General features: G+C 29.1%; 22 protein-coding genes. 4 read left to right on the top strand and 18 right to left on the bottom strand.

Annotated features, from left to right (window positions below):
• Positions 1–101: 101 nt before the first annotated feature.
• From AABJ49_RS02005 to AABJ49_RS01975, 7 genes are all read right to left on the bottom strand, one after another.
• Positions 102–554, bottom strand: coding sequence for a metalloregulator ArsR/SmtB family transcription factor (locus AABJ49_RS02005; protein ID WP_338375653.1), 453 nt, complete (start codon positions 552–554; stop codon positions 102–104).
• Between the two features lie 179 nt (positions 555–733).
• Positions 734–1,144 (bottom strand): hypothetical protein, encoded by a 411-nt coding sequence (locus AABJ49_RS02000; protein WP_338375651.1) that lies wholly within the window; start codon positions 1,142–1,144, stop codon positions 734–736.
• 5 nt (positions 1,145–1,149) lie between these two features.
• The gene (locus AABJ49_RS01995; protein ID WP_338375649.1) at positions 1,150–2,094 is read right to left on the bottom strand and encodes a nitronate monooxygenase; all 945 of its coding nucleotides are present in this window, start codon (positions 2,092–2,094) and stop codon (positions 1,150–1,152) included.
• A 3-nt stretch (positions 2,095–2,097) separates the two neighbouring features.
• On the bottom strand, positions 2,098–3,705 hold the full coding sequence (locus AABJ49_RS01990) for a S8 family serine peptidase (RefSeq protein WP_338375648.1): 1,608 nt from the start codon (positions 3,703–3,705) through the stop codon (positions 2,098–2,100).
• A gap of 44 nt (positions 3,706–3,749) precedes the next feature.
• Complete coding sequence (locus AABJ49_RS01985) at positions 3,750–4,685, bottom strand: calcium/sodium antiporter (RefSeq protein WP_338375646.1); 936 nt, start codon at positions 4,683–4,685, stop codon at positions 3,750–3,752.
• Positions 4,686–4,694: 9 nt separating this feature from the next.
• Positions 4,695–5,882 (bottom strand): tRNA 2-thiouridine(34) synthase MnmA, encoded by a 1,188-nt coding sequence (gene mnmA / locus AABJ49_RS01980; protein ID WP_338375644.1) that lies wholly within the window; start codon positions 5,880–5,882, stop codon positions 4,695–4,697.
• A 3-nt stretch (positions 5,883–5,885) separates the two neighbouring features.
• Positions 5,886–6,668, bottom strand: coding sequence for a hypothetical protein (locus tag AABJ49_RS01975; RefSeq protein WP_338375643.1), 783 nt, complete (start codon positions 6,666–6,668; stop codon positions 5,886–5,888).
• 173 nt (positions 6,669–6,841) lie between these two features.
• Between AABJ49_RS01975 and AABJ49_RS01970 the strand changes: the two genes are divergently transcribed.
• Positions 6,842–7,786, top strand: a complete 945-nt coding sequence (locus AABJ49_RS01970) for a fasciclin domain-containing protein (RefSeq protein ID WP_338375641.1) — start codon at positions 6,842–6,844, stop codon at positions 7,784–7,786.
• 75 nt (positions 7,787–7,861) lie between these two features.
• On the opposite strand, the gene yidC is transcribed toward AABJ49_RS01970, so the two are convergent.
• From yidC to corA, 8 genes are all read right to left on the bottom strand, one after another.
• Positions 7,862–9,745 carry a membrane protein insertase YidC gene (gene yidC / locus AABJ49_RS01965; protein WP_338375639.1) on the bottom strand — a complete coding sequence of 628 codons (1,884 nt, stop codon included), beginning with the start codon at positions 9,743–9,745 and terminating at the stop codon, positions 7,862–7,864.
• Between the two features lie 48 nt (positions 9,746–9,793).
• Positions 9,794–11,428 (bottom strand): CTP synthase, encoded by a 1,635-nt coding sequence (locus tag AABJ49_RS01960; protein ID WP_338375637.1) that lies wholly within the window; start codon positions 11,426–11,428, stop codon positions 9,794–9,796.
• A gap of 99 nt (positions 11,429–11,527) precedes the next feature.
• Positions 11,528–11,758 carry a DUF3820 family protein gene (locus tag AABJ49_RS01955; RefSeq protein WP_338375635.1) on the bottom strand — a complete coding sequence of 77 codons (231 nt, stop codon included), beginning with the start codon at positions 11,756–11,758 and terminating at the stop codon, positions 11,528–11,530.
• A gap of 1 nt (position 11,759) precedes the next feature.
• Complete coding sequence (locus AABJ49_RS01950) at positions 11,760–12,164, bottom strand: OsmC family protein (RefSeq protein ID WP_338375633.1); 405 nt, start codon at positions 12,162–12,164, stop codon at positions 11,760–11,762.
• On the bottom strand, positions 12,164–14,083 hold the full coding sequence (locus AABJ49_RS01945; protein ID WP_338375631.1) for a LysM peptidoglycan-binding domain-containing protein: 1,920 nt from the start codon (positions 14,081–14,083) through the stop codon (positions 12,164–12,166). Before AABJ49_RS01945 ends, AABJ49_RS01950 begins: the two co-directional genes overlap by 1 nt.
• A gap of 23 nt (positions 14,084–14,106) precedes the next feature.
• A complete protein-coding gene (locus tag AABJ49_RS01940; protein ID WP_338375629.1) occupies positions 14,107–15,198 on the bottom strand; it encodes a LysM peptidoglycan-binding domain-containing protein in 1,092 nt (363 codons plus the stop codon).
• Between the two features lie 55 nt (positions 15,199–15,253).
• Positions 15,254–16,783 (bottom strand): glutamine-hydrolyzing GMP synthase, encoded by a 1,530-nt coding sequence (guaA, locus tag AABJ49_RS01935; protein WP_338375627.1) that lies wholly within the window; start codon positions 16,781–16,783, stop codon positions 15,254–15,256.
• A gap of 57 nt (positions 16,784–16,840) precedes the next feature.
• Positions 16,841–17,911 (bottom strand): magnesium/cobalt transporter CorA, encoded by a 1,071-nt coding sequence (gene corA / locus AABJ49_RS01930; protein WP_338375625.1) that lies wholly within the window; start codon positions 17,909–17,911, stop codon positions 16,841–16,843.
• Positions 17,912–17,986: 75 nt separating this feature from the next.
• Between corA and hutI the strand changes: the two genes are divergently transcribed.
• The gene (gene hutI / locus AABJ49_RS01925; protein WP_338375623.1) at positions 17,987–19,225 is read left to right on the top strand and encodes an imidazolonepropionase; all 1,239 of its coding nucleotides are present in this window, start codon (positions 17,987–17,989) and stop codon (positions 19,223–19,225) included.
• Positions 19,226–19,280: 55 nt separating this feature from the next.
• On the opposite strand, the gene AABJ49_RS01920 is transcribed toward hutI, so the two are convergent.
• Positions 19,281–20,165 carry a hypothetical protein gene (locus tag AABJ49_RS01920; RefSeq protein WP_338375621.1) on the bottom strand — a complete coding sequence of 295 codons (885 nt, stop codon included), beginning with the start codon at positions 20,163–20,165 and terminating at the stop codon, positions 19,281–19,283.
• Between the two features lie 103 nt (positions 20,166–20,268).
• Here AABJ49_RS01920 and AABJ49_RS01915 point away from each other — a divergent pair, with 103 nt between their 5' ends.
• Together AABJ49_RS01915 and AABJ49_RS01910 are read left to right on the top strand one after the other, a co-directional pair.
• Positions 20,269–21,300, top strand: coding sequence for a formimidoylglutamase (locus AABJ49_RS01915; RefSeq protein ID WP_338375619.1), 1,032 nt, complete (start codon positions 20,269–20,271; stop codon positions 21,298–21,300).
• Between the two features lie 70 nt (positions 21,301–21,370).
• On the top strand, positions 21,371–22,621 hold the full coding sequence (locus AABJ49_RS01910; protein ID WP_338375617.1) for a DEAD/DEAH box helicase: 1,251 nt from the start codon (positions 21,371–21,373) through the stop codon (positions 22,619–22,621).
• A gap of 36 nt (positions 22,622–22,657) precedes the next feature.
• Here AABJ49_RS01910 and AABJ49_RS01905 read toward each other — a convergent pair whose 3' ends face one another.
• Both AABJ49_RS01905 and AABJ49_RS01900 read right to left on the bottom strand, forming a co-directional pair.
• Positions 22,658–23,224, bottom strand: a complete 567-nt coding sequence (locus AABJ49_RS01905) for a hypothetical protein (protein WP_338375615.1) — start codon at positions 23,222–23,224, stop codon at positions 22,658–22,660.
• 25 nt (positions 23,225–23,249) lie between these two features.
• Positions 23,250–25,361 carry a response regulator gene (locus tag AABJ49_RS01900; RefSeq protein ID WP_338375613.1) on the bottom strand — a complete coding sequence of 704 codons (2,112 nt, stop codon included), beginning with the start codon at positions 25,359–25,361 and terminating at the stop codon, positions 23,250–23,252.
• Between the last annotated feature and the right edge of the window lie 86 nt (positions 25,362–25,447).

Raw genomic sequence — 25,447 nt, 5'->3', positions numbered from 1 at the left:
ATTTTGATGTGATTAAAACCTTTAAATAAAAGTTAACTTACATACTTGATTAAAATCTTAATTTAGTGTAATTACAGTTTAATCTTTATAATAGAAAAAAATTATTTTTTGTGTGAAAACTTATAATTGTATTGTTTTAAACTGTTATTTGCTTTTTTCTTTTTAGAAAATGTCATTTTATCTGTTGATACTAGTTCAGAATTAGGAATTGTTTTAGATGTAGTTTTCTTTTTAAAGGTTTCTGGTCCAAGATTTTCAATATAATTACTTATAAACTGATTCAGTACGTTTAGTTTGTCTTTTTCTACAGAATAAATTGAACTTTTACCAGAAAATGTAATATTAACTAAGTTTGCTTTTTTAAGCTCAAGCAAATGATTTGAAACTGTTGATTGTGCTAAAGGTAGAATTTCAACAATATTGCCACAAGAACAAGATTTCTTGCTCAATAAAATATTCATTATTTGAATACGAGCAGGATGACCTAATGCTTTAAAAACCTCTGCAATATTATTTATATCTTCTTTAAAACCAATGCGTTTAGTTACACCCATTTTGATCAAATTTAGATTACCAATCGCAATTTAACGATAATAATTAAACATAAACAAAACTTATTAACAATTAAAGATTAAATGTTAATAAAATCCGATTAAAAACAGTAATTTGTAACTTTTATTGCTTTAATCGTAATTAATAGATAATAAACTAAACTTAAAGTAAAAAAAAATAACTATTGCTTATCAAATTCAATATTATATTCAATTATTAAATCTTCATAAGTAATATAAAGTTGTTTTCTGTTGTTTTGATTTTTTCTAGTATAAACTGAAACAACGCATTCTATTCCATTATTATCAACGCAATTATATGATGAAATAATATCTGTTTCCGTTTTTTTGACTTCATTATATTTAATAATATTAAAAAGTTGGATTTCTTCTGAATAAACCACTACTCTATGACTAACACCATCAATTTTTATAATTAACTCTGATTTAACTGGTTTTGTCCAATCTGACCATTTTCCTTTATTGTTTTTTTCAGTAACCGACAAACTTGTTGCTTTAAACAAAAATGTTTGGCTATACGACGAAAAACCAATAAATAAAACGAATAAAACTATTTTAAACTTTTTGCTCATTTGTATTAAAATTGAAATTGTTGTGTTTCTTTTTGTGCTTGATGAAATTCATTCATCACATTGTTAATTATATTCTCTACAGGTAATATATCGTGAATTAAACCTGAGATTTGTCCGATTTCTAATTCTCCTTCATTTAAATCCCCTTCAAACATACCTCTTTTTGCTCTGCGTTTTCCTAACAAAGCTTCTAATTCTTCTTTAGAGGAACACTTTGCATATAACTCTTGAACATCATTATAGAATTTATTTTTTATTAATCTAACTGGTGCTAGTTCTTTTAGGGTTAAGTGTGTATCTCCTTCATTAGCATTAACCACTACGGTTTTGAAATCCTTATGAGCACTAGATTCAATAGAAGCTACAAAACGTGTTCCCATTTGAACACCGTCTGCACCAAGAATCATTGCTGCCATCATTCCTCTTCCTGTTGCTATTCCACCAGCCGCAATTAAAGGGATTTTAATATTTTCTTTTACAATAGGAATTAAAGTCAAAGTTGTAGTTTCGTCTCTACCGTTATGTCCACCAGCTTCAAAACCTTCAGCAACAACAGCATCAACTCCAGCATCTTGCGCTTTCAAGGCAAACTTAGCACTACTTACTACGTGAGCAACTTTTATACCATTATCTTTTAAGTGTTTTGTCCAAGTTCTAGGATTTCCGGCTGATGTAAATACAATTTTAACACCTTCTTCCACAATAATTTTCATTATTTCTTCTATATCTGGATAAAGCATTGGAACATTAACTCCAAAAGGTTTGTTTGTTGCTTTTTTACACTTTTGAATATGCTCTCTTAAGACTTCAGGATACATTGAGCCAGCTCCAATTAAACCTAAACCACCTGCATTACTAACAGCACTTGCTAACTTGTAACCACTGTTCCATATCATTCCACCTTGTATAATTGGGTATTTTATTTCAAAAAGACTTGTAATTCTATTCATTAATTATTGTTTGATAATTTTCCCTTTTAAATTTATTGTTGGAGAAGTTATTTGGTAATAATATATACCTGACTGTAAACTCTCTAGGTCAAAATTTTGTATTTTTTTATTGATTGTTTCTTCTTTCACCAATTGACCTAAACTATTGAATAGTAATAAATTTCCATTCTTTATCTGACTAGCTAAAGTAATTTGACTTACCACTGGATTTGGATATAAAATTGGATTTTCAATAGGAAAATCAGTTGCATTTAGTGCATTTGTCAATGCCAATTGAAAATCTGGAACACCGTAACCTTTATAAATTGTAGGATTAGCAAATAAATCTGCCGATTCTATTATGAACTGTTTAAGTTGAATATTGGTTAAACTAGGAACAGCTGACCAAAATGTAGCAACCATACCTGCTAAAACTGGACTAGCATAAGATGTACCGCTTCCTACAACTATATTGCCAGTAGTTGTACTTACTGTGGTTAATTGACCTTTTGCACAAACATCAGGTTTAATTCTACCGTCAAATGAAGGACCAACTGAACTAAACGATGCAATTGCTTCATTGCTATCAACAGCTCCAACTGCTAAAACATTTATAGCTTCCGCTGGAACACCTACATGAGGATTTGCACTGTTTCCTGAATTTCCTGCACTTATAACAACCATCATTCCTTTAGCAAAAGCTATATCTGCACCTCTTGAAGCAAAAGCTGTAGTCCCGTTCATATCGCTATAAGAATAACTGTAAGCTGGGTTATCATAAGTGAAATAGCCTAATGAACTATTTATAATGTCAACACCTAACGAATCTGCAACTTCAGCAGCTTCAACCCAATAGGATTCTTCAACAGGATTTTCTTCATTTATGTCTTCTGTAATAAATAAATAGTATTGAGCGTTGGGAGCTGTTCCTACTAATTGATTATCAGCAAATCCACCCATACATGACAGTACAGAAGTTCCATGATTATGGCGAGAAAAATAATTTGTATTTCTATCGGGAAAATTATATCCTCCAAGAATTTGACCATTAGTTACCAAGTTTTGAAAAGGAGCAGCAGTATCAACACCGATGAAACCTGAATCTAATACTGCAATTATTTTATTTTGACCTGTATAATCTTGTTGGTGTAACAAATGGCCATTTAACATTTGAACTTGATTGCTAGAGCCTCCATAATTGTAGAAAACTTGTTCTTCAAATTCTTTGTTAACTTTGTTTATTTTTGAATCATATGGTTGAGCTTGTCTTGTATTTAAAGCTTTATTGGCAAAATCTATTGAATTTACAAAGGATAAAGTAGATAAAGCTTGAATATCAGTTTGAGTTCCTCTTACATGAACAGCATTCAACCACTTTGATTTAGCCATAAATGTTATTCCTGTTGCAGCTGCAATTTGGTCAATATATGGTTGATGTACTGGTACATCCGTAATATCTAAAGGTATATTTTGAGCAGTTCTTCTATCTAATGCTCTTTGAGAAAGCATTGATAAAGGATTTGCTAAAAAAGTTGCAGAATTTGGCTTATTCGTAAAGTAAACCCAAGCATCTTCTTGTGCGATTGAGTTAAATGCAATAGACAAAATAAATATTAATACTAGCTTTTTCAATTTTTCAATTTTACTTCAAATATATAAAATTCTGAATGAAGCATTTATACAATTGTAAAATAAATAAATGTAAAATAAGTAACTAATAGTAGAATTCCTTCTTTAAAACTTAAGCTTCCTCTTTTGGGTAATAAAACCAAAGGCATTAAAATTAATCCAAAACCTAGCATCCAATAAATATCTTGATCAATAATTCGCAGATCAATATTTTTTATTGGACATATAACTGCTGTAATTCCTAGAACACTTAGAATGTTAAATATATTCGAACCTATAATATTTCCAATAGAAATATCATTTTCTTTTTTAATACTTGCAATAACTGAAGATGCTAATTCTGGAATACTTGTTCCTATTGAAACCACTGTAACAGCAATAACTCTTTTGCTAACTCCTAAACTATCTGCTAGATTTACAGCTCCATTAACTAATAATTCAGAACCTAACCATAATGCAAATCCACCTAAAGCCAAATATCCGAAAATATTCAAATAAGGCATTCCTTCTTCTTTAATCTCATCAACATCAACTACAATTTTTTTATTTTGTTTAATTAGATACATCAAAAATGAGATTAAAAAAACAATAAAAATAAAACCTTCTATCCTGCTTAACTGTCCATCAATAATTAAGAATACAAACAATAAGGTTGAAGCAATCATTTTTGTAGGCCAATCAGTTGCGAAAAAGCTTTTATCAACTTGAATGGCATTTATTAAAAGTACAACTCCTAAAACTAAACCAACATTTCCGATGTTTGAGCCAATAACATTTCCAACAGCAATATCTGGATAACCATTTAAAGCTGCTTGAACACTTACAATAAGCTCTGGTAAAGAAGTGGCAAATGAAACGACTGTTAAACCAACAATAATTTTTGAAATATTTAATCTAAACGAAAGTCCAACAGCTGATTTTAACAACCAGTTTCCACCAATAACTAATAAACCTAAACCTGCAATTATGTAGAGAAAATTCATGTATTATTTTTAAGAAATTACACCACTACCTAATAATTCGTCACCTTCATACCAGGCTACAAATTGTCCTTCTGTGATAGCTGATTGTGCATTTTCAAAAGTAACGTACATTCCAGATTCAAATTGGTGTAAAGTTGCTTTTTCTAAAGGCTGACGGTAACGGATTCTAGCCATTACTTGTCGTTTTTCATTTGATTGTAAGCGTAAATCTTCTCTAATCCAATGTACTTCAGAAGCTTTTACAAATAATGCTTTTTTATATAAACCTGGATGATTAGTACCTTGACCAGTATAAATAACATTTTCCTCAACATCAGTTTGAATAATGAATAGAGGTTCTTTAGTTCCTCCAACATTTAACCCTTTTCGTTGACCGTTTGTAAAATAATGTGCTCCCTGATGTTTTCCAACAACTTTAGCTTGAGCTTTTGAAAAGTCTAATTTTTTAGCTTGATAAGCAAAAGCATCCTCATCATTGTGAAATTCTGAAGAATTATCAGTAAATACTTCATCATTGGCATCTATTTCTACAATTATACCTTCTTTAGGCTGTAATTTTTGTTGTAAAAATTCAGGTAAACGAACTTTTCCGATAAAGCATAATCCTTGAGAATCCTTTTTGTCAGCTGTTATTAAGTCCATTTCAGCAGCAATTTCTCTTACTTGTGGTTTTGTTAATTCACCAATTGGAAATAAAGCTTTAGCCAATTGATCTTGAGATAATTGACATAAAAAATAAGATTGATCTTTGTTATCGTCTTTTCCGGCTAATAATTGGAATATTTCTTTACCATCCTTTTCTATGCTTGATTTTCTACAATAATGTCCTGTTGCTACAAAATCTGCTCCAAGAGATAAGGCTATTTTCATGAAAACATCAAACTTTATTTCGCGATTACATAGTACATCTGGATTTGGAGTTCGTCCCTGTTCGTATTCGTGGAACATATAATCCACAATTTTTTCTTTATATTCTTCAGATAAATCTACTGTTTGAAAAGGAATTCCTAATTTCTCTGCAACTAAAAGTGCATCATTGCTATCTTCTAACCAGGGGCATTCATTTGAAATTGTAACCGAATCATCATGCCAATTTTTCATAAAAAGACCAATCACTTCATAGCCTTGCTTTTGTAATAAATAAGCAGCAACACTTGAATCAACACCACCAGAAAGTCCTACTACGACTCTTTTCATCTATTATTTCTTATTTATTTTATTGTTATTTGTTTCTTTAACTTCTCTATCTTTCATTTCTCCAGGAATTTTTTCTCCTTTTTCGTTGATAGTATATTTAAAGTTTTTAGCAGTAAATTTACGAGCAGTTTCCTCGTTTACAACCTTACCATTTTCATAGGTTTTCCAAACTCCTGATTTTAAACCGTTGGTATATTGACCTTGTAAAATCATATTACCTAAACCATCATAAAATGAAGCTAAACCATGAAGCTCGTTGTTTTTATAGTTTAAATCTTCTAAAATTTTTTCGTTAACACCAAACTTTTTGTAATTACCTTCTCGCTTTCCATCAATATAATTTAAAATTTCAGCAACTGAACCATCATCATAAAAAACTTTTTTTACTCCATTTAGTTTTCCTTTTTTATAATTTTCAGAAGTCATTACAATTTTAGACTCTTTATGATAAATTTTCCATTCTCCTTCGTGTAATTTATTAATTAATAAACCTTCACTGACAACATTATCTTTTCTATCAAACATTTTAACATAACAAGAATCATTTCCTTTTGAAAAATCTCTAATAGCAATTACTTTACCAGCTTTTGTGTCATCAAAATATTTAAAAACACCTGTTTCTTTACCATGATTGAAAACTCCTTCGTATCTAGGTCTTTTAGATTCTTCATAAGATCCTTTCCACAAACCATGTCGTTCTCCTTTTTCATCAAATTGATTAATTTTCTCCTGCGAATAGTTAAAAAAACTAATTAACAAGGCTGATAATACTAATAACTTTTTCATATTTTAACATCTGTTTTATTATTTTATTCTTTTTTGTTGATTATGATTAATTTCACTAAACAATTATTTATAAAAAGTTAAAAATCAACTCATTGTTGCAAATTTTATGGATTTCATTTTTTATTTTGTTTAATGTTTTATAATTTTGGTTAAACAAATTAAAAATAATAACTATGAAAAACATTGCAAAATTAATCAAATTAACTTTATTCATCGCAACAAGTGTGATGATAATTTCGTGTTCAGATGATGACAATCCTACAACAGTTCCAATTGACAATTCAATAGCAGGAATTGCATCTAGAACTCCAGAATTTTCTTCATTAGTAGCTGCTTTAACCAAAGCAGATTTAGTACAAACATTAAGCCAAGATGGTTCGTTAACTGTATTTGCTCCAACTGACGCTGCTTTCGCATCATTTTTATCAGCAAACGGGTTTGCTAATCTTGATGCTGTACCTACTCCTATATTGAAGGAAATATTATTAAACCATGTGGTAAATGGAACAAATCTTTCAACTAATTTATCTACTGGTTACGTAAAAACTTTAGGAAAAGGATCAGCTTCAACTACAAACACATTGAGTATGTACATAAATACTTCAAATGGAGTTAGTCTTAATGGAGTATCTAACGTAACACAAGCAGATATTATTGCTACAAATGGTGTAATTCATAAAGTTGATGCTGTAATTGGATTACCAACTGTAGTTACTCATGCTGCTGCCAATTCAAATTTTACTACATTAGTTGGACTTTTAGACGGACAAGGTTTAGTTCCAACTTTAGCAGGAACAACTAATTCACCATTTACGGTGTTTGCTCCTACAAATGGTGCTTTTGCTACTTTTGAATCTCAAAACCCAGGTACTCTAGCAAGCTTAACTTCAGCTCAAGTAACATCTGTACTGACATATCATGTTGTAGCAGGAGCAAATGTTTTATCAACACAAATTCCAACCACACCTATAACTACTTTGGAAACAGGAATGTTTACCATTGCAGGAACTGTTATAACTGATGAACAAATGAGAAATACCAACATAGTTGCAGTCGATGTTCAATGTTCAAATGGAGTTATTCATGTATTAGATAATGTTTTATTGCCAACACTTTAATTTACAAATTGCTATGAAGAGAAAAAGCCATTCATTGATTTGAATGGCTTTTTTTTTTATAAAAGAAATGAAGTATTATTTTTTCTTTTGAGCTTTAGCTTCTTCAGCTTGTTCCATCATTTCTCTCATCTTTTTCTGGAATTTGCTTTCTTTCTTTTCTTTGGTTTTATTCTCTTGAATTTTTGCATGAATTTTTTCATCGTTTACTATGTATTTCTTAATTACTAACATAATTCCGATTGTAATTAAATTAGAGATAAAATAGTATAATGATAATCCTGAAGCATAATTATTAAAGAAAATCAACATCATAACTGGAGAAATATAAATCATTATTTTCATGATTTTTCCCATGTCTGGCATACCTTCTTGCGTTGGAGCACTCATTTGTTGGTCACCAGTTGTCATTCTCATGTAAAAGAAAATGGCTACCGAAGCTAAAATTGGAAATAAACTTACGTGATTTCCATAAAAAGGAATTGTAAATGGTAGTTCATAAATACTATCATAAGAAGAAAGATCGTCTGCCCAAAGGAAACTTTTTTGTCTTAGATCAAACATAGATGGAAAAAACTGAAATAAGGCATAGAAAACCGGAATTTGCATTAAAGCTGGTAAACAACCTGCCATAGGATTCACCCCTGCTTTTGAGTACAATTTCATTGTTTCTTGTTGCTTTTTCATTGCATTGTCCTTGTATTTAACGTTTAATTCGTTAATTTCTGGACGCAACACTTTCATTTTTGCTTGAGACAAATATGATTTATAGGTAATTGGAGACATTGCCAATCTTACTAAAATAGTAAAGAAAATAATAGCAAATCCATAAGGCATAAATCCGCTAATAAATCCGAATACTGGGATAAATACCCAACGGTTAATCCATCCAAAAATACCCCAACCTAATGGCATAATTTCGTCTAAATTTCTATCATAATCGTTAAGAATCTTATATTTAGCTGGACCATAATACCAATTCATGGCATAATTAAGTTCACCATTTTTAAAATCTAATGGAACTTTTGCTATAAAGTTTTTAGTATAAACTGTATCAATTTCCTCATCATGAACTAGATTCTCAGATTTTAATTCTGCTGATTTGAAAGGAGTATCAGTTAATAGAATTGAAGTGAAAAAATGTTGTTTGAATGCAATGTAAGTTACATCATTAACAATATCATCATCATCTTTTGCAGCACTTAAATAATCATCTTTTCCTTCTTCATATTCATAAACCATTTCAGTATATCGATTTTCATACGAAATACTTTTCTCGTTTCTAAATGCCTTTAATTTCCATTCTAAATTTAAAGGTTCTGAAGTATTTATCACATCTGTTAAACTTTGAGTTTTAATTCCAAAATCTAACATATATTCGTTAGGCTTTAACACATAACGATATTCTAAAAATTGATTTTCACCAGCTTTTAATCGCATTAAAAGAACTTGATTTTCTCCTTCTTTTGATAAAGTAGGTTCGAAAAACATTTCTTTTGTATTTAAAACTCGATTGTCTTTTGTATTTAAAGTTATGTTTAAAGCCGCATTGTTATCCTTGATAATTTGAACTTCTTTTTTAGAATTTCTTTCAAATTGCTCAACACCTTTTACCGTTGCGTCAACGATATAACCACCTTTGTTCGCAATTTTTAAAACAAGAACTTCATTTTCAATAGTTGTAAAGTCTTCTTTTGCAGATGAAAGTGATGAAGAATAAGCAAATGAACCTAATTTAGCTTTAGCTTGTTCATTTTGAATTGAATCATTAGTTATAGCTGGAGCAACTTGTTTAGTTGTCTCTGTTTTAACTGATTCTTTTTGTTTATCTATTTGTTCTTTTTTTGCTTTAGCTTCTAGTTCTTCAGGTGTTGGAGAATTTGAATAAAGCATCCACATTAAAATTCCTGAAATTAATACAAATCCAATAATTGAATTTAAGTCTAATTTTTTTTCTTCCATCTTTAGTTTTTGTTCCCTCAAGTTTCAACTTAAAAGAAATTAATTTAGTTAAACTGTTTGACTTTTATGTCTGTTCGTTTTATTCTTTACAATTGCGTTTACAAAACTCACAAATAATGGATGAGGATTTGCAACTGTACTTTTGTATTCAGGATGATATTGAACTCCTACGAAAAATGGATGATCTTTAATTTCAACAATCTCAACCAAATTTGTATCTGGATTAATTCCTGAAGCTATTAAACCTGCATTTTGTAATTCGTTTAAATATTTTCCATTGAATTCATATCTATGACGATGACGTTCTGAAATTTCAGATGTACCATAAATCTTGTGTGCTAATGTTCCTTCTTTGATTGAACATTTCCAAGCACCTAAACGCATAGTACCTCCTTTATTTTCAATGTTTTTTTGCTCTTCCATTAAATTAATCACAGGATGAGTTGAGTTTTCATTCATTTCAGAAGAATTAGCATCTGCATAACCTAATATATTTCTTGCAAATTCAATAACAGCCATTTGCATTCCTAAACAAATTCCCAAAAATGGAATTTTATTTTCTCTTGCATAACGAACTGTATCAATTTTACCTTCTATACCTCGGTTACCAAATCCTGGAGCAACTAATATGCCATCTAAATTTTTTAATTGTTTTTCTGCCGTTTTGGCATCTAAATATTCAGAGTGCACCGAAATTACGTTTACTTTTGTTTCATTTGTTGCACCAGCATGAATGAAAGCTTCTAAAATAGATTTATAAGAATCTTGAAGTTCAACATATTTTCCAACTAAACCAATATTGATTTCATGTTTAGGGTTTTTATGTTTTTGTAAAAATTCGTTCCAATGTTTTAAATCTGGAGTGTTTTTTTCTGGTAAACCTAATTTTTTAAGCGTAACTGTATCTAAACCTTCTTCCAACATTAAATTTGGCACATCATAAATTGTAGAAGCATCGATTGATTGAATTACTGCTTCCTTCTTTACATTGCAGAATAAAGCTAATTTTTGACGTAATTCATCTGACAATTCGTGTTCAGTTCTACAAACTAATATATCAGCTTTAATTCCACTTTCCATTAATGTTTTAACAGAGTGTTGCGTTGGTTTTGTTTTCAATTCACCAGCAGCAGCTAAGTAAGGTACTAAAGTTAAGTGTATACAAATTGCATTTTCTTCCCCTAATTCCCACAACAATTGTCTAACTGATTCGATGTAAGGTAATGATTCAATATCACCTACTGTTCCACCAATTTCTGTAATTACTATATCAAAATCACCTGTTTTACCAAGCAATTGCATTCTTTCTTTAATTTCATTGGTAATATGAGGAACAACTTGAACTGTTTTCCCAAGAAATTCACCTCTACGTTCTTTTTCAATAACGGAAAGATAAACTCTTCCAGTTGTAACGTTATTGGCTTGAGATGTTGGTACATTTAAGAAACGCTCGTAATGTCCTAAATCTAAATCTGTTTCTGCTCCATCATCTGTAACATAACATTCTCCATGCTCATAAGGGTTCAAAGTTCCTGGATCAACATTGATATATGGATCGAACTTTTGAATGGTTGCCCTATAACCTCTTGCTTGTAATAATTTTGCCAAAGATGCAGCGATAATCCCTTTTCCCAAAGAAGAAGTCACACCACCAGTAACAAAGATATATTTTGTTTGATTCATTGTGTAGTTGTTGTTTGTTGTGTTGTTGTTTAAAAAGTGCAAAAATACGATTTATAATTGATAATTTACAATTGAAAATTAGCAATTATTATAAATTCTTTAAATAGGTTTGCGGAAGTTTCTACGAATATTTCTAATTAGTTCTTCCAAACCATTTAGTTTAAGTTCGTAAACGAGTTGAAGCTGTTCTCCTAGCTGCCCTTTTGGAAAACCTTTATTGTAATACCAAACTACATAATACTCTGGTAAATCGATTAAATATTTACCTTCATATTTGCCAAAAGGCATTTTTGCATGAGCGAGCTTGACTAATTGTTCTTGATTTGTCAAATTACTTCCAGTTAAAAGTAATTTCTTTTTTGATATCTGGATGCAAACTATAATGAACTGGACAAGTATTAGCCGTTCTTTCTAAAATTGTTTTAGTTTTTTCATTTACAGCAACATTTAAGTTGAAAACTATATGAATTTCAGAGATTCGTCTTGGATCAGCGGCCATTATTTTAGTTACTTCTGCAGTAGAATTAGACAAATCGACTTCCATGTCACGTGCTTTTATTCCCATAACGGTAAACATACACGTTGCTAAACCGTTTGCCACAGTATCTGTTGGTGAAAATGCTTCTCCTTTTCCATTATTGTCTAAAGGAGCATCTGAAATAATTTCAGATCCTGAGTTTATATGAACTGAAGAAGTTCTTAAATCTCCTAAATATGTCACTTTTGATGTAGGCATTATTTTGCTTCTTCTATGGTTAAATCATCTGTATATTGCATCAGGTAAATTCCTGTGTTGTAATTTCCTTCTTCAATTTTTCTGTAATTGAATTTACTTTCTAGTTGTTCAGACATTAAACCTTCTGTTGAACTAGTAAATCCGTTTTCTTGATACATTCTTAAAATTGTATCTAATGTTACATCAAAACCACGAGTGGCAAATTGATTAGGATTTACGTTATTTACTTTTTTAAATTTTTCTTGAAAAGATTCGTAATAACCACTATTATTAATTCTAGTTACTGAAGGATACATCATTTTTAAATCTGTGTATCTCTTCATTGGTATTTCTTCAAAATCTAATGTTTCATACAATTCAAAAACGACTAATTGAATATCGTATTTTGATTTTAGACTACCTAATATTCCGGTTGCATTTAAAATCATTCCCGTTTTTTCTGAATCTAGAATAACATAATTTTTTCGATTTGGATCTAACAATGAAACAACGCTTTGAGAAGTAACTCCTCCTTTTTCAGTATTCTGAACTATCTTTAAATCAGGAAATTGAGCTAGTAATGTTTCTTTGTTTTCTTCTTTTTTGTTACTAAAAATAGCTAAAACATTTCCATTATTTTTTTTGAAGTGATTAAACAGCATTTCTCGTTTTAACTCTTCAGGTGGCATTGCATAATAGATATTAGGAAGTGGTTTTCCATTAGTAACTGACAATGGAGAAATTATAGGAATATTATACTTTGCTAATGCCTTTGCAGTTTGTTCTACTTGAGAATTTATAAACGGACCTACAACTGCATTTACTTTTGAAAAATCATTTTTTTGAATAATTGCATTTAAATTGTTTGAAGTTCTTGTTGATTCAAAATCAATAATTTTGACTTTTAAATTGGGATAACCCATTTTTTTTACTGAATCGATTGCCATTAAAGCTCCTGCATAATAATCTAGAGCAATATTTGTTAATCTTCCATGTTTTGAATTTAAAAACTCTGATTTACTTCTAATAGAGTCACTTTCTATCATCGAAAGGTTAAAAGGAAGTAGTAAAACCAAGGTTTTTTCATCATCGCTTTTTTTAGCTACTAATTTTGTCTTGTTTGAAGTTAATTCTAATTCTTTTAAATTATCGTTAGGAATATTTATAACTAAACCTTCTTTAAAACCTTCACTTAAAATTGGATTTAATTTCAAAATTTCCATTTGAGAAACATTGAATTTTTTAGAAACTCCGTAAAGTGTTTCTTTTGGTTTTATAGTATATTGTTCGTAATCTGATTTTTCTTTTGAAATAATTCGTTTCCCTTTTTTTGTAACAGCAATAGCCATTCCGACAGGAAAACCATCAACAATTTCTGGATTAAGTTCTTCTAGTTCTTCAATTGTTAATTCAAACTTCTTAGCGATTCCATATTTAGTATCTTCTGGTTGAATAATATATTTCCCAGTATCTAAAATTGAGTCTTTAACTGTTGTTGGAAGAACAAGTTTAGGATCTAAAGGTTTTTTTACAATGATAACTTGACCTTCTTGTAAACCATCTCTAACAATAACTTTATTCCAATTATCTAAATCGTCAATTGTTATTTTAAATTTTTTAGCTAAACTATATTTGGTATCTTTTGCTTGAACAATATAAGTTTCTAAGTTAGTTTGCTCAGTATTTTCATTTTTTAAATCTTTTTTTTCAACATCATATTTGCGTTGACTTATCAATAATATTTGATTTTCATTAATTCCATTTTTTGCTTCAGGATTTAATTTATAAATATCATAAGGAGTTATTTTATATTTTTTAGCAATCTGCGTAACTGTTTCACCAGCTAAGACAGTATGTTTGACATAATCCTTATTTGGCTGAGCAAAAGAATTTAAAGAAACTAATAGCAATAACAATACTATCTTTTTGATTGGATTCATACAATTTAAATTACTCTAAAGAATTATTTTTTTATTTTAATTACAATATCTTGACCCGATTGAAGTCCTTTAGCTAAAACAGATTCATTTTGTTGTTTAATATCATCGACACTAACATTGTATTTTTTTGAAATACTATAAAGAGTTTCCTTTGGTTCTACATGATGTTTTATTACAGAATATTCACTTGGATTTGCATTATTGGCAACAACTTCATCAGTTTTATGTGACGTTTCATAGTCATTTATTGTTACTGCATTATTTGTCTGAATTTTTAATATTTGTCCTGATTGCAACCCATTCTTTAATAAACTTGAATTTTCTTTATTAAGATCTTCTACACTTACATTATATTTCTTTGAAATACTGTAAAGAGTTTCACCAGCAATTACCTTATGTGTAACTTCAGTTTTAACAGAATTATCGTTTTCAGATGAAATTGTAGAAATAACTTGATTTGGTTCGTTGTTAATGAACAAATTTTTAGCAACAGGCATTTTTAAAGTTGTTCCAGCTTGAAGACCTCTTTTTAAAGCTTTTACATTTTCCTTTTCAATTTCTTCTACAGAAACACCATATCGTTTCGACAAGCTATTAAGTGTTTCTCCGGAAGCAACTTCATGGTCAATAAAATGCTTTTTATCGGAAATATTTAATTTGGAAATAGCTTCTCTTCTACCATATTCTGGATCTTTGTTTTCAGCAACTAAAACTTCAGATTCCTTAGCTTCTGCAATTTTTGCTTGTGCTAATTCTCTTTCTTCTCTTTCTTTTTTTCGTTCAAGAACCGCTAGTTTTTCTTTCTCTCTTTTCTCTTTTCTTTCTGTAAGTATCTTTTGACTTTTTACAGGTTGAGGTATGTATAATACCATTCCCTCACTAATACCGTCAATTGCCTTTTTATTTAACCTATAAATTTCTGTAGGAGAAACCAAATACTTCTTTGAAATCATCAACATAGTTTCGCCTAAGGCAACTCTATGCGAAATAATTTCAACTTCTTCATCTTGACAAAATGCATTTTGAAACGATAGTAATAGAACTAAAATTAAAACTAATTTTTTATTGATCAGTTTTAAGTTCCTTTTCTTGTTTTTGTAAACATTTAAATTCATAATTTAAGATTTGGGTTAAACTTAATTATTTAAAGATGAGAGAGAAAAAACTAAACTATTCCCACTCAATTGTTGCAGGTGGCTTAGAGCTTATATCATAAACAACTCTATTAACACCTTTTACTTTATTAATAATCTCATTAGAGGTTTTCATTAAAAATTCATATGGTAAGTGAACCCAATCAGCTGTCATTCCATCAGTAGATTCTACTGCTCTTAATGCTACAACTTTTTCATAGGTACGTTCATCACCCATTACTCCTACGCTATTTACTGGTAGTAAAATTGCACCAGCTTGCCAGACTTTATCATACAAGCCATGTTCTTTTAAACCATTAATAAAAATAGCATCCACCTCTTGTAAAATATCAACTTTTTCTTGTGTTATATCACCTAGAATTCTAATTGCTAAACCAGGTCCAGGAAAAGGATGTCTTCCTAATAACTCTGGGTCAATTCCAAGTGTTTTTCCAACACGTCTTACTTCATCTTTAAACAACATTCTCAAAGGTTCTACAATCTTCAATTTCATAAAATCAGGTAAACCTCCAACATTATGATGCGATTTAATTGTTGCAGAAGGACCATTTACAGAAATTGATTCAATAACATCTGGATAAATTGTTCCTTGTGCTAACCACTTCACATCTGTCAATTGATTTGCTTCATCATCAAAAACCTCAATAAATGCTTTACCAATAGCTTTTCTTTTAGCTTCTGGTTCATCGATATTAGCCAATGCTTTCAAAAAGCGTGCCGAAGCATCAACTCCTTTTACGTTTAATCCCATATCTTTATATTGGTCCAAAACGCTAACATACTCATTTTTACGCAATAAGCCGTTGTTTACAAATATACAATATAAATTTTTACCTATTGCTTTGTGTAATAAAACTGCTGCTACTGTAGAATCCACACCACCTGAAAGTCCTAAAACTACTTTATCATCTTTAATTTTTTCTTGTAGTTCACTGACTATTTCTTCAACGAAAGCGTTTGGTGTAAAATTTTGAGGAACTTCTGCAATGGTTACTAAAAAGTTCTCCAACATTTGTTTTCCTTCCGTTGAGTGATATACCTCTGGATGGTATTGAATAGCATAAGTTGTTTCACCTTCAATTTTGTAAGCTGCGTTTTCTACATCTTTTGTACTCGCAATTCTCACAGCATTTGTTGGTAAAGATTTGATAGTATCGGAATGACTCATCCAAACTTGACTATCTTTACTTACATTCTTAAAAAATGGTTCATCTTCTTTGATGTAAGATAAATTAGCTCTTCCATATTCCCTAATGTTAGATGGAGCTACTTCTCCACCGGAAAAATGAGCTAAATATTGAGCACCATAGCAAACTGCTAAAAGAGGTTTTTTGCCTCTAATTTCGGATAAATCTGGATGCGGTGCATCTTCTGCTCTTACAGAATAAGGACTTCCCGAAAGAATTACGGCTTTAAAAATTGACAAATCCTTTGGAGGATTGTTGTATGGATATATTTCGCAAAATATATTAAGTTCACGAACACGCCTAGCTATAAGCTGTGTATATTGTGAACCGAAATCTAAAATTAGTACGTTGTGTTGCATTTGGCAAAATTAATTCTTTATTTGGGTTTTAAAAATTACTTTACAATAAATGTTCAGCTAAAACCATTTTTTCTTTTTAAAATAATAAATCATCGATAAAACGATCAACAACATCAAGCCTAAAACAAAAAAATAACTGTATTTCCAATGTAATTCTGGTAAATAGTCAAAATTCATCCCATAAATTCCGACAATAAATGTCAATGGCATAAAAATAGACGAAATCACGGTTAATATTTTCATTACTTCGTTCATTCTGTGACCTTGTGCTGTGTAAAAAAAATTACTGGCACTATCTAACGAATTCATGTCATATTCAATTTGCTCTAAAAGCTCTAATGTTTTTTGATGTAATCTACCGAAAAACGCAAAATTTGATGGTTCAATAAAATCTAATTCATCATCATCTTTGATTGTTTTTATGTTAAACAAAGCATCTTTCAATGGAATTAAAGCTCGTTTAAGCATTTGAAACACTTCTCTAGCTTTTTCAATATCTTGCATAATCGATGGATCAGCGGAAGTTTTTGACGAAGCTAATAATTCTTCAATTTTATCTTCTTTAGAATCAATAGTGATATAAAAATTTTCAATAATGGCATCTAATAATAGATATAATAAATAATCTACTTTTTTCTTTCTTACAATTCCCGTATTTGTTCTTATCCGTTCTCTAATATGCTTAAAAAAATCACCTCTTTTTTCTTGAAAAGAAACAATCAAACCATCTTGTAATAGAAAACTAATTTGCTCAATGGTTATAGTTTCATTGTTTTCACTAGGCAAAATAGATTTAATGCTAAAAAACAAAGTATCGTCTAATTCATCTAGACTTGTTCCTCTAGAAATATTGACAATATCTGAAACTATTAAAGGATCTATGTTAAGTATTTCCGTTAAATTCTTAATTAAATTCACATTGGTTAACCCATGAATGTTTAACCAATTATTTTGAATGTTATTTTTAGATTTGAAAAATTCTTCAACAGAAATTTGTTGAAACTCAACTACATTCTCTTCGTCATAAACAAATAATTGCAATTCAGTTTCTTTATCTGTATAAATTCCAGTATATTCAACTTGATTTGGTTGAACTTTTCTACCTTTCTTGTATTTAATTTTTCTCAAAATAGTAAAATTTACTCTCTCAAAGATAGGACTTTTTAAAAATCAAGTTTACTTTTACAAAAATTATTACAAACAATGAAAACACTACTTATTAACATTAAAGAATTGCTTCAAGTTAGAGAAAACCCAGTAGAAATGGTATCTGGTAAAGAAATGAAAGTTTTACCGATAATTTATGATGCTTTTTTATTGATTGAAAATAATATCATTGTTGATTTTGGAAATATGGATGAATGTCCAACACTTAATGATGTAAAAATTATAGATGCTACTGGAAAAATTGTTTTACCAACTTGGGTAGATAGTCACACACATATTGTTTATGCAGGAAATCGTGTTCAAGAATTTGTAGATAGAATAAATGGACTTTCGTATGAAGAAATTGCAAATCGTGGTGGTGGAATTTTAAATTCGTCTAAAAAACTTAATGAAACTTCTGAAGTTGAAATTTACAATCAATCAAAACTTCGTTTAGAGGAAGTTATGCGACAAGGAACTGGTGCTGTTGAAATTAAATCGGGTTATGGGTTGACTGTTGAAGGAGAATTGAAAATGCTTCGAGTGATTAAAAAGTTAAAAGAAAATTATCCTATAGAAATTAAAGCAACTTTTTTAGGTGCTCATGCATTTCCAACGGAATATAAAGAAAATCATTCGGCTTATATCGATTTAATAATCAATGAAATGCTTCCCAAAATTACTGAAGAAAAATTAGCCGATTATATTGATGCATTTTTAGAAACTGGTTATTTTTCAGTAGATGAAACAATCAAAATCATGAAAGCTGGAAAAAAATATGGTTTACCCGCTAAAATTCATGTCAATCAATTTACAGCTATTGATGGAATCAAAGCTTGTGTGGAACATGATGCTTTATCGGTTGATCATTTAGAAGTTGTAACAGATAAAGATATTGACGTTTTAAAAAACAGTAAAACAATGCCTGTTGCTTTACCTAGTTGTTCTTATTTTATAACGATTCCCTATACACCAGCACGAAAAATGATTGATTCAGGGTTGCCTTTAGCTATTGCAACCGATTTTAATCCAGGAACAACTCCATCAGGAAATATGAATTTTGTCGTCGCAGCAGCTTGTATTAAAATGAAAATGACTCCTGAAGAAGCAGTAAATGCTGCCACAATAAATGGTGCTTATGCCATGGGAATTTCCAAAACTCATGGAAGTATCACCAAAGGCAAAAAAGCGAATATAATTATAACAAAACCGCTAACTTCATTTTATCAATTGCCTTATGAGTTTACAAGTAATTTGATTGAGAAAGTAATGATTGAAGGTGAATTTATCTTATAAAAAAAAGCATCATTTTAAAAATGATGCTTTTTAGATTTTAATTTAATTGGTGAATTTATCTCAATTCAAATGTTGAATTTGCAACTAAATCTCCTTTATTAAAAATATTGATGTAATACGTTCCTTTTGCAAAGTCTTTACCTGATAATTCTTCATATACATCAACAGTATTATTGTTGTATTTTACTTTTGAAATAAAACTATAGGTTAATAATTTATCATTGAATGTTACTGATTTTTTATCACCTAAAACATTATTTACAGCATCTATAACTTGTACATAATATTCTCTTTCTCCAGATTTAGCTAACGAATTTTCCGCAATTGTAAAACTGATTTTTAATTTATCTGCTCTGCTTGCTTTTTCTGTTTCAATTTGTTTTCCTGAACTTCTTTCTTTAACTGCTATTGTTTTTAAATTTACAATAACTAATTTTTGACCTTTTTCAACAGTTTTAGATAATTTTTCATTTTGATTCAACAAAGTGTCATTAAACATTTTTGATTCTTCTAAAACAACATTTGTGCTATCTAAATTTTTATTTAAAAGCAGGTTTTCTTCTTTTAATTTGCTGTTTTCAGCAATTAAACTATCCATTTCTCTCTTTAAACGAATATAATCATTTTTGTAATTTGCTACAGATTCTCCTTTTTTAACTCGAACCATTAAAGCTTCAACTTTAGCTTTTTCTGCTTCTAATTCTTCTTTTAATGAAGTATTACTTGCAATTTCACTATCGTACATTGCTTTCATTTGTTCTAAATCATTTAAAACTAACTCTTTCTCGGATAGTATCTTATCGTACTTTCCTTCGCTTAATTCAATTTCTTTTTTAGAATCTGAACTCATTTTAAACATATAAGCCATGCTACCTAATAAAAGTAGCGATAGAATAAGGATTATGGCCTTTAATTTTGAATTGTTTTGATTACTTTCCATTTTTTAATAATATTTTTTTTATTGTACAAATGTACATTCTTTAGATTTAATAACGAAAATATATAAGATTATAGTATTTTTGATTTCATTTTTTTTATCATTTATGGATAACTTTGTACAGTTTAGCATTTCAGATTTAGCCGCAATTACCAATCATAGAAGCGGTGAAGTCAAGTTTGGGGAACGAATTATTACTATACCCAAAGATAGTGATATTTTAGAATTTATTTCAAAATCTGACGCTCCGTTTGTTTTAGTTGGAATTCCTGAAGATATTGGAGTGAAAGCTAATTTTGGGCGAATTGGAACTTCTTCTGCTTATTTTAGTGCATTAAAAAGCCTTGTAAACATTCAGCACAATAAATTTTGCAAAGGAAGCAAACTAATTCTTTTAGGTCATTTGGATGTTGAAAAAGAGATGGAAAAAGCAGAAATTTTAAATCCAAACGACAAAGAAGACAGAAAGAAACTGTTTAAATTAGTGGAACAGATTGACAAAGAAGTTTCTCATATTGTCAGTGCTATAGTAAAACTTGGAAAAACTCCTATTATTATTGGTGGTGGACACAACAATGCTTACGGAAATATAAAAGGATTAGCTTTAGGAAAAGGAAAAATGGTTAATGCAATTAATTTTGATGCACATACTGATTTTAGAATTATGGAAGGAAGACATTCTGGAAATGGATTTACCTATGCATTTGAAGAACATTTTCTAAAAAAATATTTTGTTTTTGGACTACATGAGGGCTTTGTCTCTAAAAGTGTATTCAATACTATAAAGTCAATTCCTGAGACGATTAATTATAATACTTATGAAGAAATTGATGTACGAAAAGAAAAGAGTTTTGATACTGAATTAGATGTAGCGCTAGATTATATCAAAAACGAACCATTTGGAATTGAAATGGATTTGGATGCTATTCCTGGAATTTATTCAAGTGCCATGACAAATTCGGGTTTTGGAGTTGATAAAGCACGTCAATTTATTCATCACTTTGGAAAACATAAAAACGCTTCTTATTTACATATTTGTGAAGGTGCTCCCGATTTAGATCTTACTAATAATAATCATTTAACGGGAAAATTAATTGCTTATTTGATCACCGACTTTATGAAAAGTAAAATGTTGTAATGATTTTGGTTTTTCGTACAATTGATTTTTGTTAGTTTTATTATGATTACCTTTGTCGAAAATAATACAAATGACTTTTAAAGAATTAAATTTAATTCCCAATATACAACAAGCAGTTCAAGAGATTGGTTATGAAAACCCTACTCCTATTCAAGAGCAAGCAATTCCAGCAGTTTTAGAAGGTTTAGACTTAGTAGCTTGTGCTCAAACAGGAACTGGTAAAACAGGTGCTTTTGCCATTCCAATCATCAATTTAATTCACAGAATTGTTGGTTCAAATAAGAAAGTAAAACATATTAGAACACTTGTGGTTACTCCAACTCGCGAATTAGCCATCCAAATTCAAGAAAATTTTGATGCTTATGGAAAATATACCAACATTAGATCTTTAGTAATTTTTGGAGGTGTAAGTCAGGTTTCACAAGTAGATCAATTGCGAAAAGGGGTTGATGTTTTGATTGCAACACCAGGAAGACTTTTAGACTTAAACAAACAAGGTTTTATTGATTTAAATCATTTGCATCATTTGGTTTTAGATGAAGCCGATCAAATGTTAGATATGGGTTTTATTAACGATGTAAAGAAAATTGTTAAACTAACTCCAGATAATCGTCAAACCTTATTATTCTCAGCAACTATGCCTGTTGCTATTAGAGAATTAGCTGATAAATTCTTGACTTCTCCTAAATATATTTCTGTAGATCCAATTTCTAGTACTGCAGAAAAAGTTTCACAAAAAGTATATTTTGTGGATAAAGGTGATAAACGAAAATTATTGTATCATTTAATTAGAAATGATGATTTAAAAAATATTTTAGTTTTCACTAGAACAAAACATGGAGCAGATAATGTTGTGAAGGCTTTAGACAAAAATGGTGTTAAAGCTGCTGCAATTCACGGAAATAAATCGCAAAACGCTCGACAAAGAGCTTTGAATGATTTTAAAGATCAAAATATTACAGTTTTAGTGGCAACTGATATTGCTGCAAGAGGAATTGATATTGATGATCTACCTTTTGTAATTAACTTTGATATTCCAAATATTTCGGAAACCTATGTACACCGAATTGGTAGAACTGGTAGAGCCGGAAAAAGCGGCTTAGCAATTTCATTTTGTGATAAAGATGAAAAGGTTTATTTGAAAGATATTGAAAAGTTGATTCGATTAAAAATCAAAGTTGTTGAAGATCATCCTTATGTTTTGGATGTAAATGCTGTAGTTGAAAATTCAGATAAAAAACCTGATTTGAGAAATAAAAAGAAAAATACAAATTCCAGAAAATCTGAGGCTTCAAAGAAGAATAAGAAACGTTGGTATTAATTAAAAAAAGAAGCTAAAATTTAGCTTCTTTTTTATTTAATTTTTTTTTGCTACTGTTTTACTTCTAATTTCTTTAAAAGAATAAATCATTTTATCCATTTTTTCTTTCAATTTCTCTTTGTTATCTAATAAAGTCCAAGTCATAATTTGATAATACGATTTTTTGGTTTTTACAAAGGCTAATTTGTAGTAAATATCATAATCATTAACTCTACCATTAAATTCAAACAATTTAGCATCTAAACCGTTTATTGTAATATCTTTTGGTTCAGAATGGTTTTGTATTTCTGAATCAGTATCAAAACCATTTACAATTAATTTGGTATAACCATCCAAATCTGCACTATAATCATCTTGGAGTTGATTTTCAACTATAATATTTTCAAATTGATCTGCACTCTCATCAATAACTACAACATATAATTGTTTAAAAATATTTTGATATTGAAGAGAAGCTTCGTCATTTAATTCAGTTGATTTAGACATATTTGTAAACACATCTAGAGAATATTTATTATCAACAGTTATAGTTTCTAATTTAGAATCATCTTGACAAGAAATTAAAAATATAAAGAGTCCAAGAAATAAGAAGTTTTTTTTCATATATGATTTATTAAGTCCGTCAAAATTATTCTTTTTTTTGTTTTTTAAATTTTTTGATTTGTTTATAAATCATCGAAATCAGTTCTTTTTCATCAAATGGTTTTACAATAACTTCATCTATTTCTGATTGACTAATTTTGCTCTTAATTTCGTTAGCGTCTGTTGCCGTTAAAGCTATTATCGGTATTTTGGGATTTATATTTCTAATTCGAATGGCTGTTTCAAAACCGTCAATTTCTGGCATATTAATATCCATTAAAATTATATCGAATTTAATTTTTTCAACTTTACTTATAGCATCAAATCCGTTTTCAACAACTGTGGTAATAAAATCATTTTTATCTAAAATTCTTTTAGTAACCATTTGATTTATCTTATTATCTTCAACAATAAGAACTTTAACAGAACTTTTTATTTTTCTCAATGTTGTTTTTGAAATCTTTGGCAAACCTTCATCAACTAGACTAAAGCTTAAATTTAAATGAATAGTAGTTCCGACGTTTTCTTTGCTTTCGAGTACAATTTTACCATTTAGAATATCTACTAAACTTTTTACAATATATAATCCTAAACCAGTTCCTTGATAATCAGTTTGTTTTCGGTTTAATTGAATAAACTTATTAAATATTAGTTTTTGTTCTTTTTCATCAATTCCAATTCCGTTATCACAAACATTTATTTGAATGTCAACCTTTTTATCAGTAATATGTAAAATTTTTACTTCTGCTTTCACTATACCTTTATTAGTAAATTTTAAAGCATTAGTAATTAAATTCATTATAATTTGAACAAATTTTGTTTTATCTCCGTAAACATATTTAGGAAAATCATTGTCAATAGTAAATTCAATTTTATTATTATTTTGTTTGGCTAAATATTGTAGAGAATTAATTACTTTTTTAAAAACTTGCGTAACCGAAAATTTATTAGAATCTAAAATTACATTTTTACTTTCTAATTTATTGGTTTGTAAAACATCATTAATTAGCATTAGTAAATAATTAGCTGAAAAGTTTAATGATTTAATTTTTTGATTGTTTTTGAATTCTTTATTTTCTTCAACCAATAAATCAATTAATCCTATAATTCCGTATAAAGGTGTTCTAATTTCGTGTGTAACAGTTGATACAAATTGACTTTTTAAATTAGCATTTTCTTCTGCTTTAATTTTTGCTATTTCTAATTTTGAATTTTGAACTTCAAGTGTAGTATTTAAATCTTTTCTTATTTTGTGGTTCTTAAATAATAAAATAAATAATATTCCGATGATTATGTAAAGAGAAAACAACAAAATATTAATAGTTTTATTAATACTTAAACTTTTTACGTAAAGTTTATTTTCTTCTTCAATTTTATCTATTTGTCTTTTATATTCATCAAGTTCTATTGAAGATTGAGTATCTTTTATAGCTGAAATTTTATCGTCGTTATAAACTTTATCTTTTATAACTTCACTTTGATTTAAGTAATAATAAGCTTTTTCATAATCTTTTTCTTTTGCATAAAAAGTAGAAACTTTATAATAAAGATCAGCAATATTACTTTCAATCAATTCTTGTTTGTTTTCTTTAGAAATTTCAACAGCTTTAAGGTAATATTTTTCGGTGAGTATGTCGTTTTTCAAGTTATTATAATATTCTCCAAGTAGAGAATAGTACGTCATTCGAGCTTCAACTTGACCTTTTCTTAAAACATAGCTTGAAATTTCATCTAAATATATCTTTCCTATATTATATTTTTTTTCAGCAAAATATGCACTTGCAATATTCTGTTTGATATAATTTATTTCAACTTCATCTTTAATTTTAACAGCATAACTTAAAGCTTCTTTGTAATACAAGATACTTTTTGTAATGTCAACTTTACTGTAAGCATACACATTACCCAAATTGTTATAAAGCCACTGCTTTACGGAATCATTTTCTGTTAAATTAGCGTGTTTTAAACCCTTTTCGTAATATTCAACAGCTTTTTCAGGATACAAATATTCATCAAAATTCAATCCGATAAGATTATAGGATTTGGCAATTAGTAAATCATCGTTTAATTCAATAGAATGATGCAAAGCTGTTTTTGCAACATTTAAAGATTTTTCGTTCTCTAAATCATTAAAATAATTACCAGATTGATTTAACATAGTAATGACTTCCTTTTTAGTCAAACTCGATTGTGAGTAGACTGAAAAGGAAGTGATTACAAATAAAAGGGATACTATGTGTTTAT

Origin of the sequence: uncultured Flavobacterium sp., assembly GCF_963922255.1 — a bacterium.
Classification (GTDB): Bacteria; Bacteroidota; Bacteroidia; order Flavobacteriales; family Flavobacteriaceae; genus Flavobacterium.
This window is presented reverse-complemented; position numbering and strand designations above follow the sequence as displayed.

What these genes read in the sequence shown, in the direction of transcription:
- AABJ49_RS02005 (WP_338375653.1), bottom strand. Translation starts at nt 554, where the DNA reads ATGGGTGTAACTAAACGCATTGGTTTTAAAGAAGATATAAATAATATT.
- AABJ49_RS02000 (WP_338375651.1), bottom strand. Translation starts at nt 1,144, where the DNA reads ATGAGCAAAAAGTTTAAAATAGTTTTATTCGTTTTATTTATTGGTTTT.
- AABJ49_RS01995 (WP_338375649.1), bottom strand. Translation starts at nt 2,094, where the DNA reads ATGAATAGAATTACAAGTCTTTTTGAAATAAAATACCCAATTATACAA.
- AABJ49_RS01985 (WP_338375646.1), bottom strand. Translation starts at nt 4,685, where the DNA reads ATGAATTTTCTCTACATAATTGCAGGTTTAGGTTTATTAGTTATTGGT.
- mnmA (WP_338375644.1), bottom strand. Translation starts at nt 5,882, where the DNA reads ATGAAAAGAGTCGTAGTAGGACTTTCTGGTGGTGTTGATTCAAGTGTT.
- AABJ49_RS01975 (WP_338375643.1), bottom strand. Translation starts at nt 6,668, where the DNA reads ATGAAAAAGTTATTAGTATTATCAGCCTTGTTAATTAGTTTTTTTAAC.
- AABJ49_RS01970 (WP_338375641.1), top strand. Translation starts at nt 6,842, where the DNA reads ATGAAAAACATTGCAAAATTAATCAAATTAACTTTATTCATCGCAACA.
- yidC (WP_338375639.1), bottom strand. Translation starts at nt 9,745, where the DNA reads ATGGAAGAAAAAAAATTAGACTTAAATTCAATTATTGGATTTGTATTA.
- AABJ49_RS01960 (WP_338375637.1), bottom strand. Translation starts at nt 11,428, where the DNA reads ATGAATCAAACAAAATATATCTTTGTTACTGGTGGTGTGACTTCTTCT.
- AABJ49_RS01950 (WP_338375633.1), bottom strand. Translation starts at nt 12,164, where the DNA reads ATGCCTACATCAAAAGTGACATATTTAGGAGATTTAAGAACTTCTTCA.
- AABJ49_RS01945 (WP_338375631.1), bottom strand. Translation starts at nt 14,083, where the DNA reads ATGAATCCAATCAAAAAGATAGTATTGTTATTGCTATTAGTTTCTTTA.
- AABJ49_RS01940 (WP_338375629.1), bottom strand. Translation starts at nt 15,198, where the DNA reads ATGAATTTAAATGTTTACAAAAACAAGAAAAGGAACTTAAAACTGATC.
- guaA (WP_338375627.1), bottom strand. Translation starts at nt 16,783, where the DNA reads ATGCAACACAACGTACTAATTTTAGATTTCGGTTCACAATATACACAG.
- hutI (WP_338375623.1), top strand. Translation starts at nt 17,987, where the DNA reads ATGAAAACACTACTTATTAACATTAAAGAATTGCTTCAAGTTAGAGAA.
- AABJ49_RS01920 (WP_338375621.1), bottom strand. Translation starts at nt 20,165, where the DNA reads ATGGAAAGTAATCAAAACAATTCAAAATTAAAGGCCATAATCCTTATT.
- AABJ49_RS01915 (WP_338375619.1), top strand. Translation starts at nt 20,269, where the DNA reads ATGGATAACTTTGTACAGTTTAGCATTTCAGATTTAGCCGCAATTACC.
- AABJ49_RS01910 (WP_338375617.1), top strand. Translation starts at nt 21,371, where the DNA reads ATGACTTTTAAAGAATTAAATTTAATTCCCAATATACAACAAGCAGTT.
- AABJ49_RS01905 (WP_338375615.1), bottom strand. Translation starts at nt 23,224, where the DNA reads ATGAAAAAAAACTTCTTATTTCTTGGACTCTTTATATTTTTAATTTCT.
- AABJ49_RS01900 (WP_338375613.1), bottom strand. Translation starts at nt 25,361, where the DNA reads ATGTTAAATCAATCTGGTAATTATTTTAATGATTTAGAGAACGAAAAA.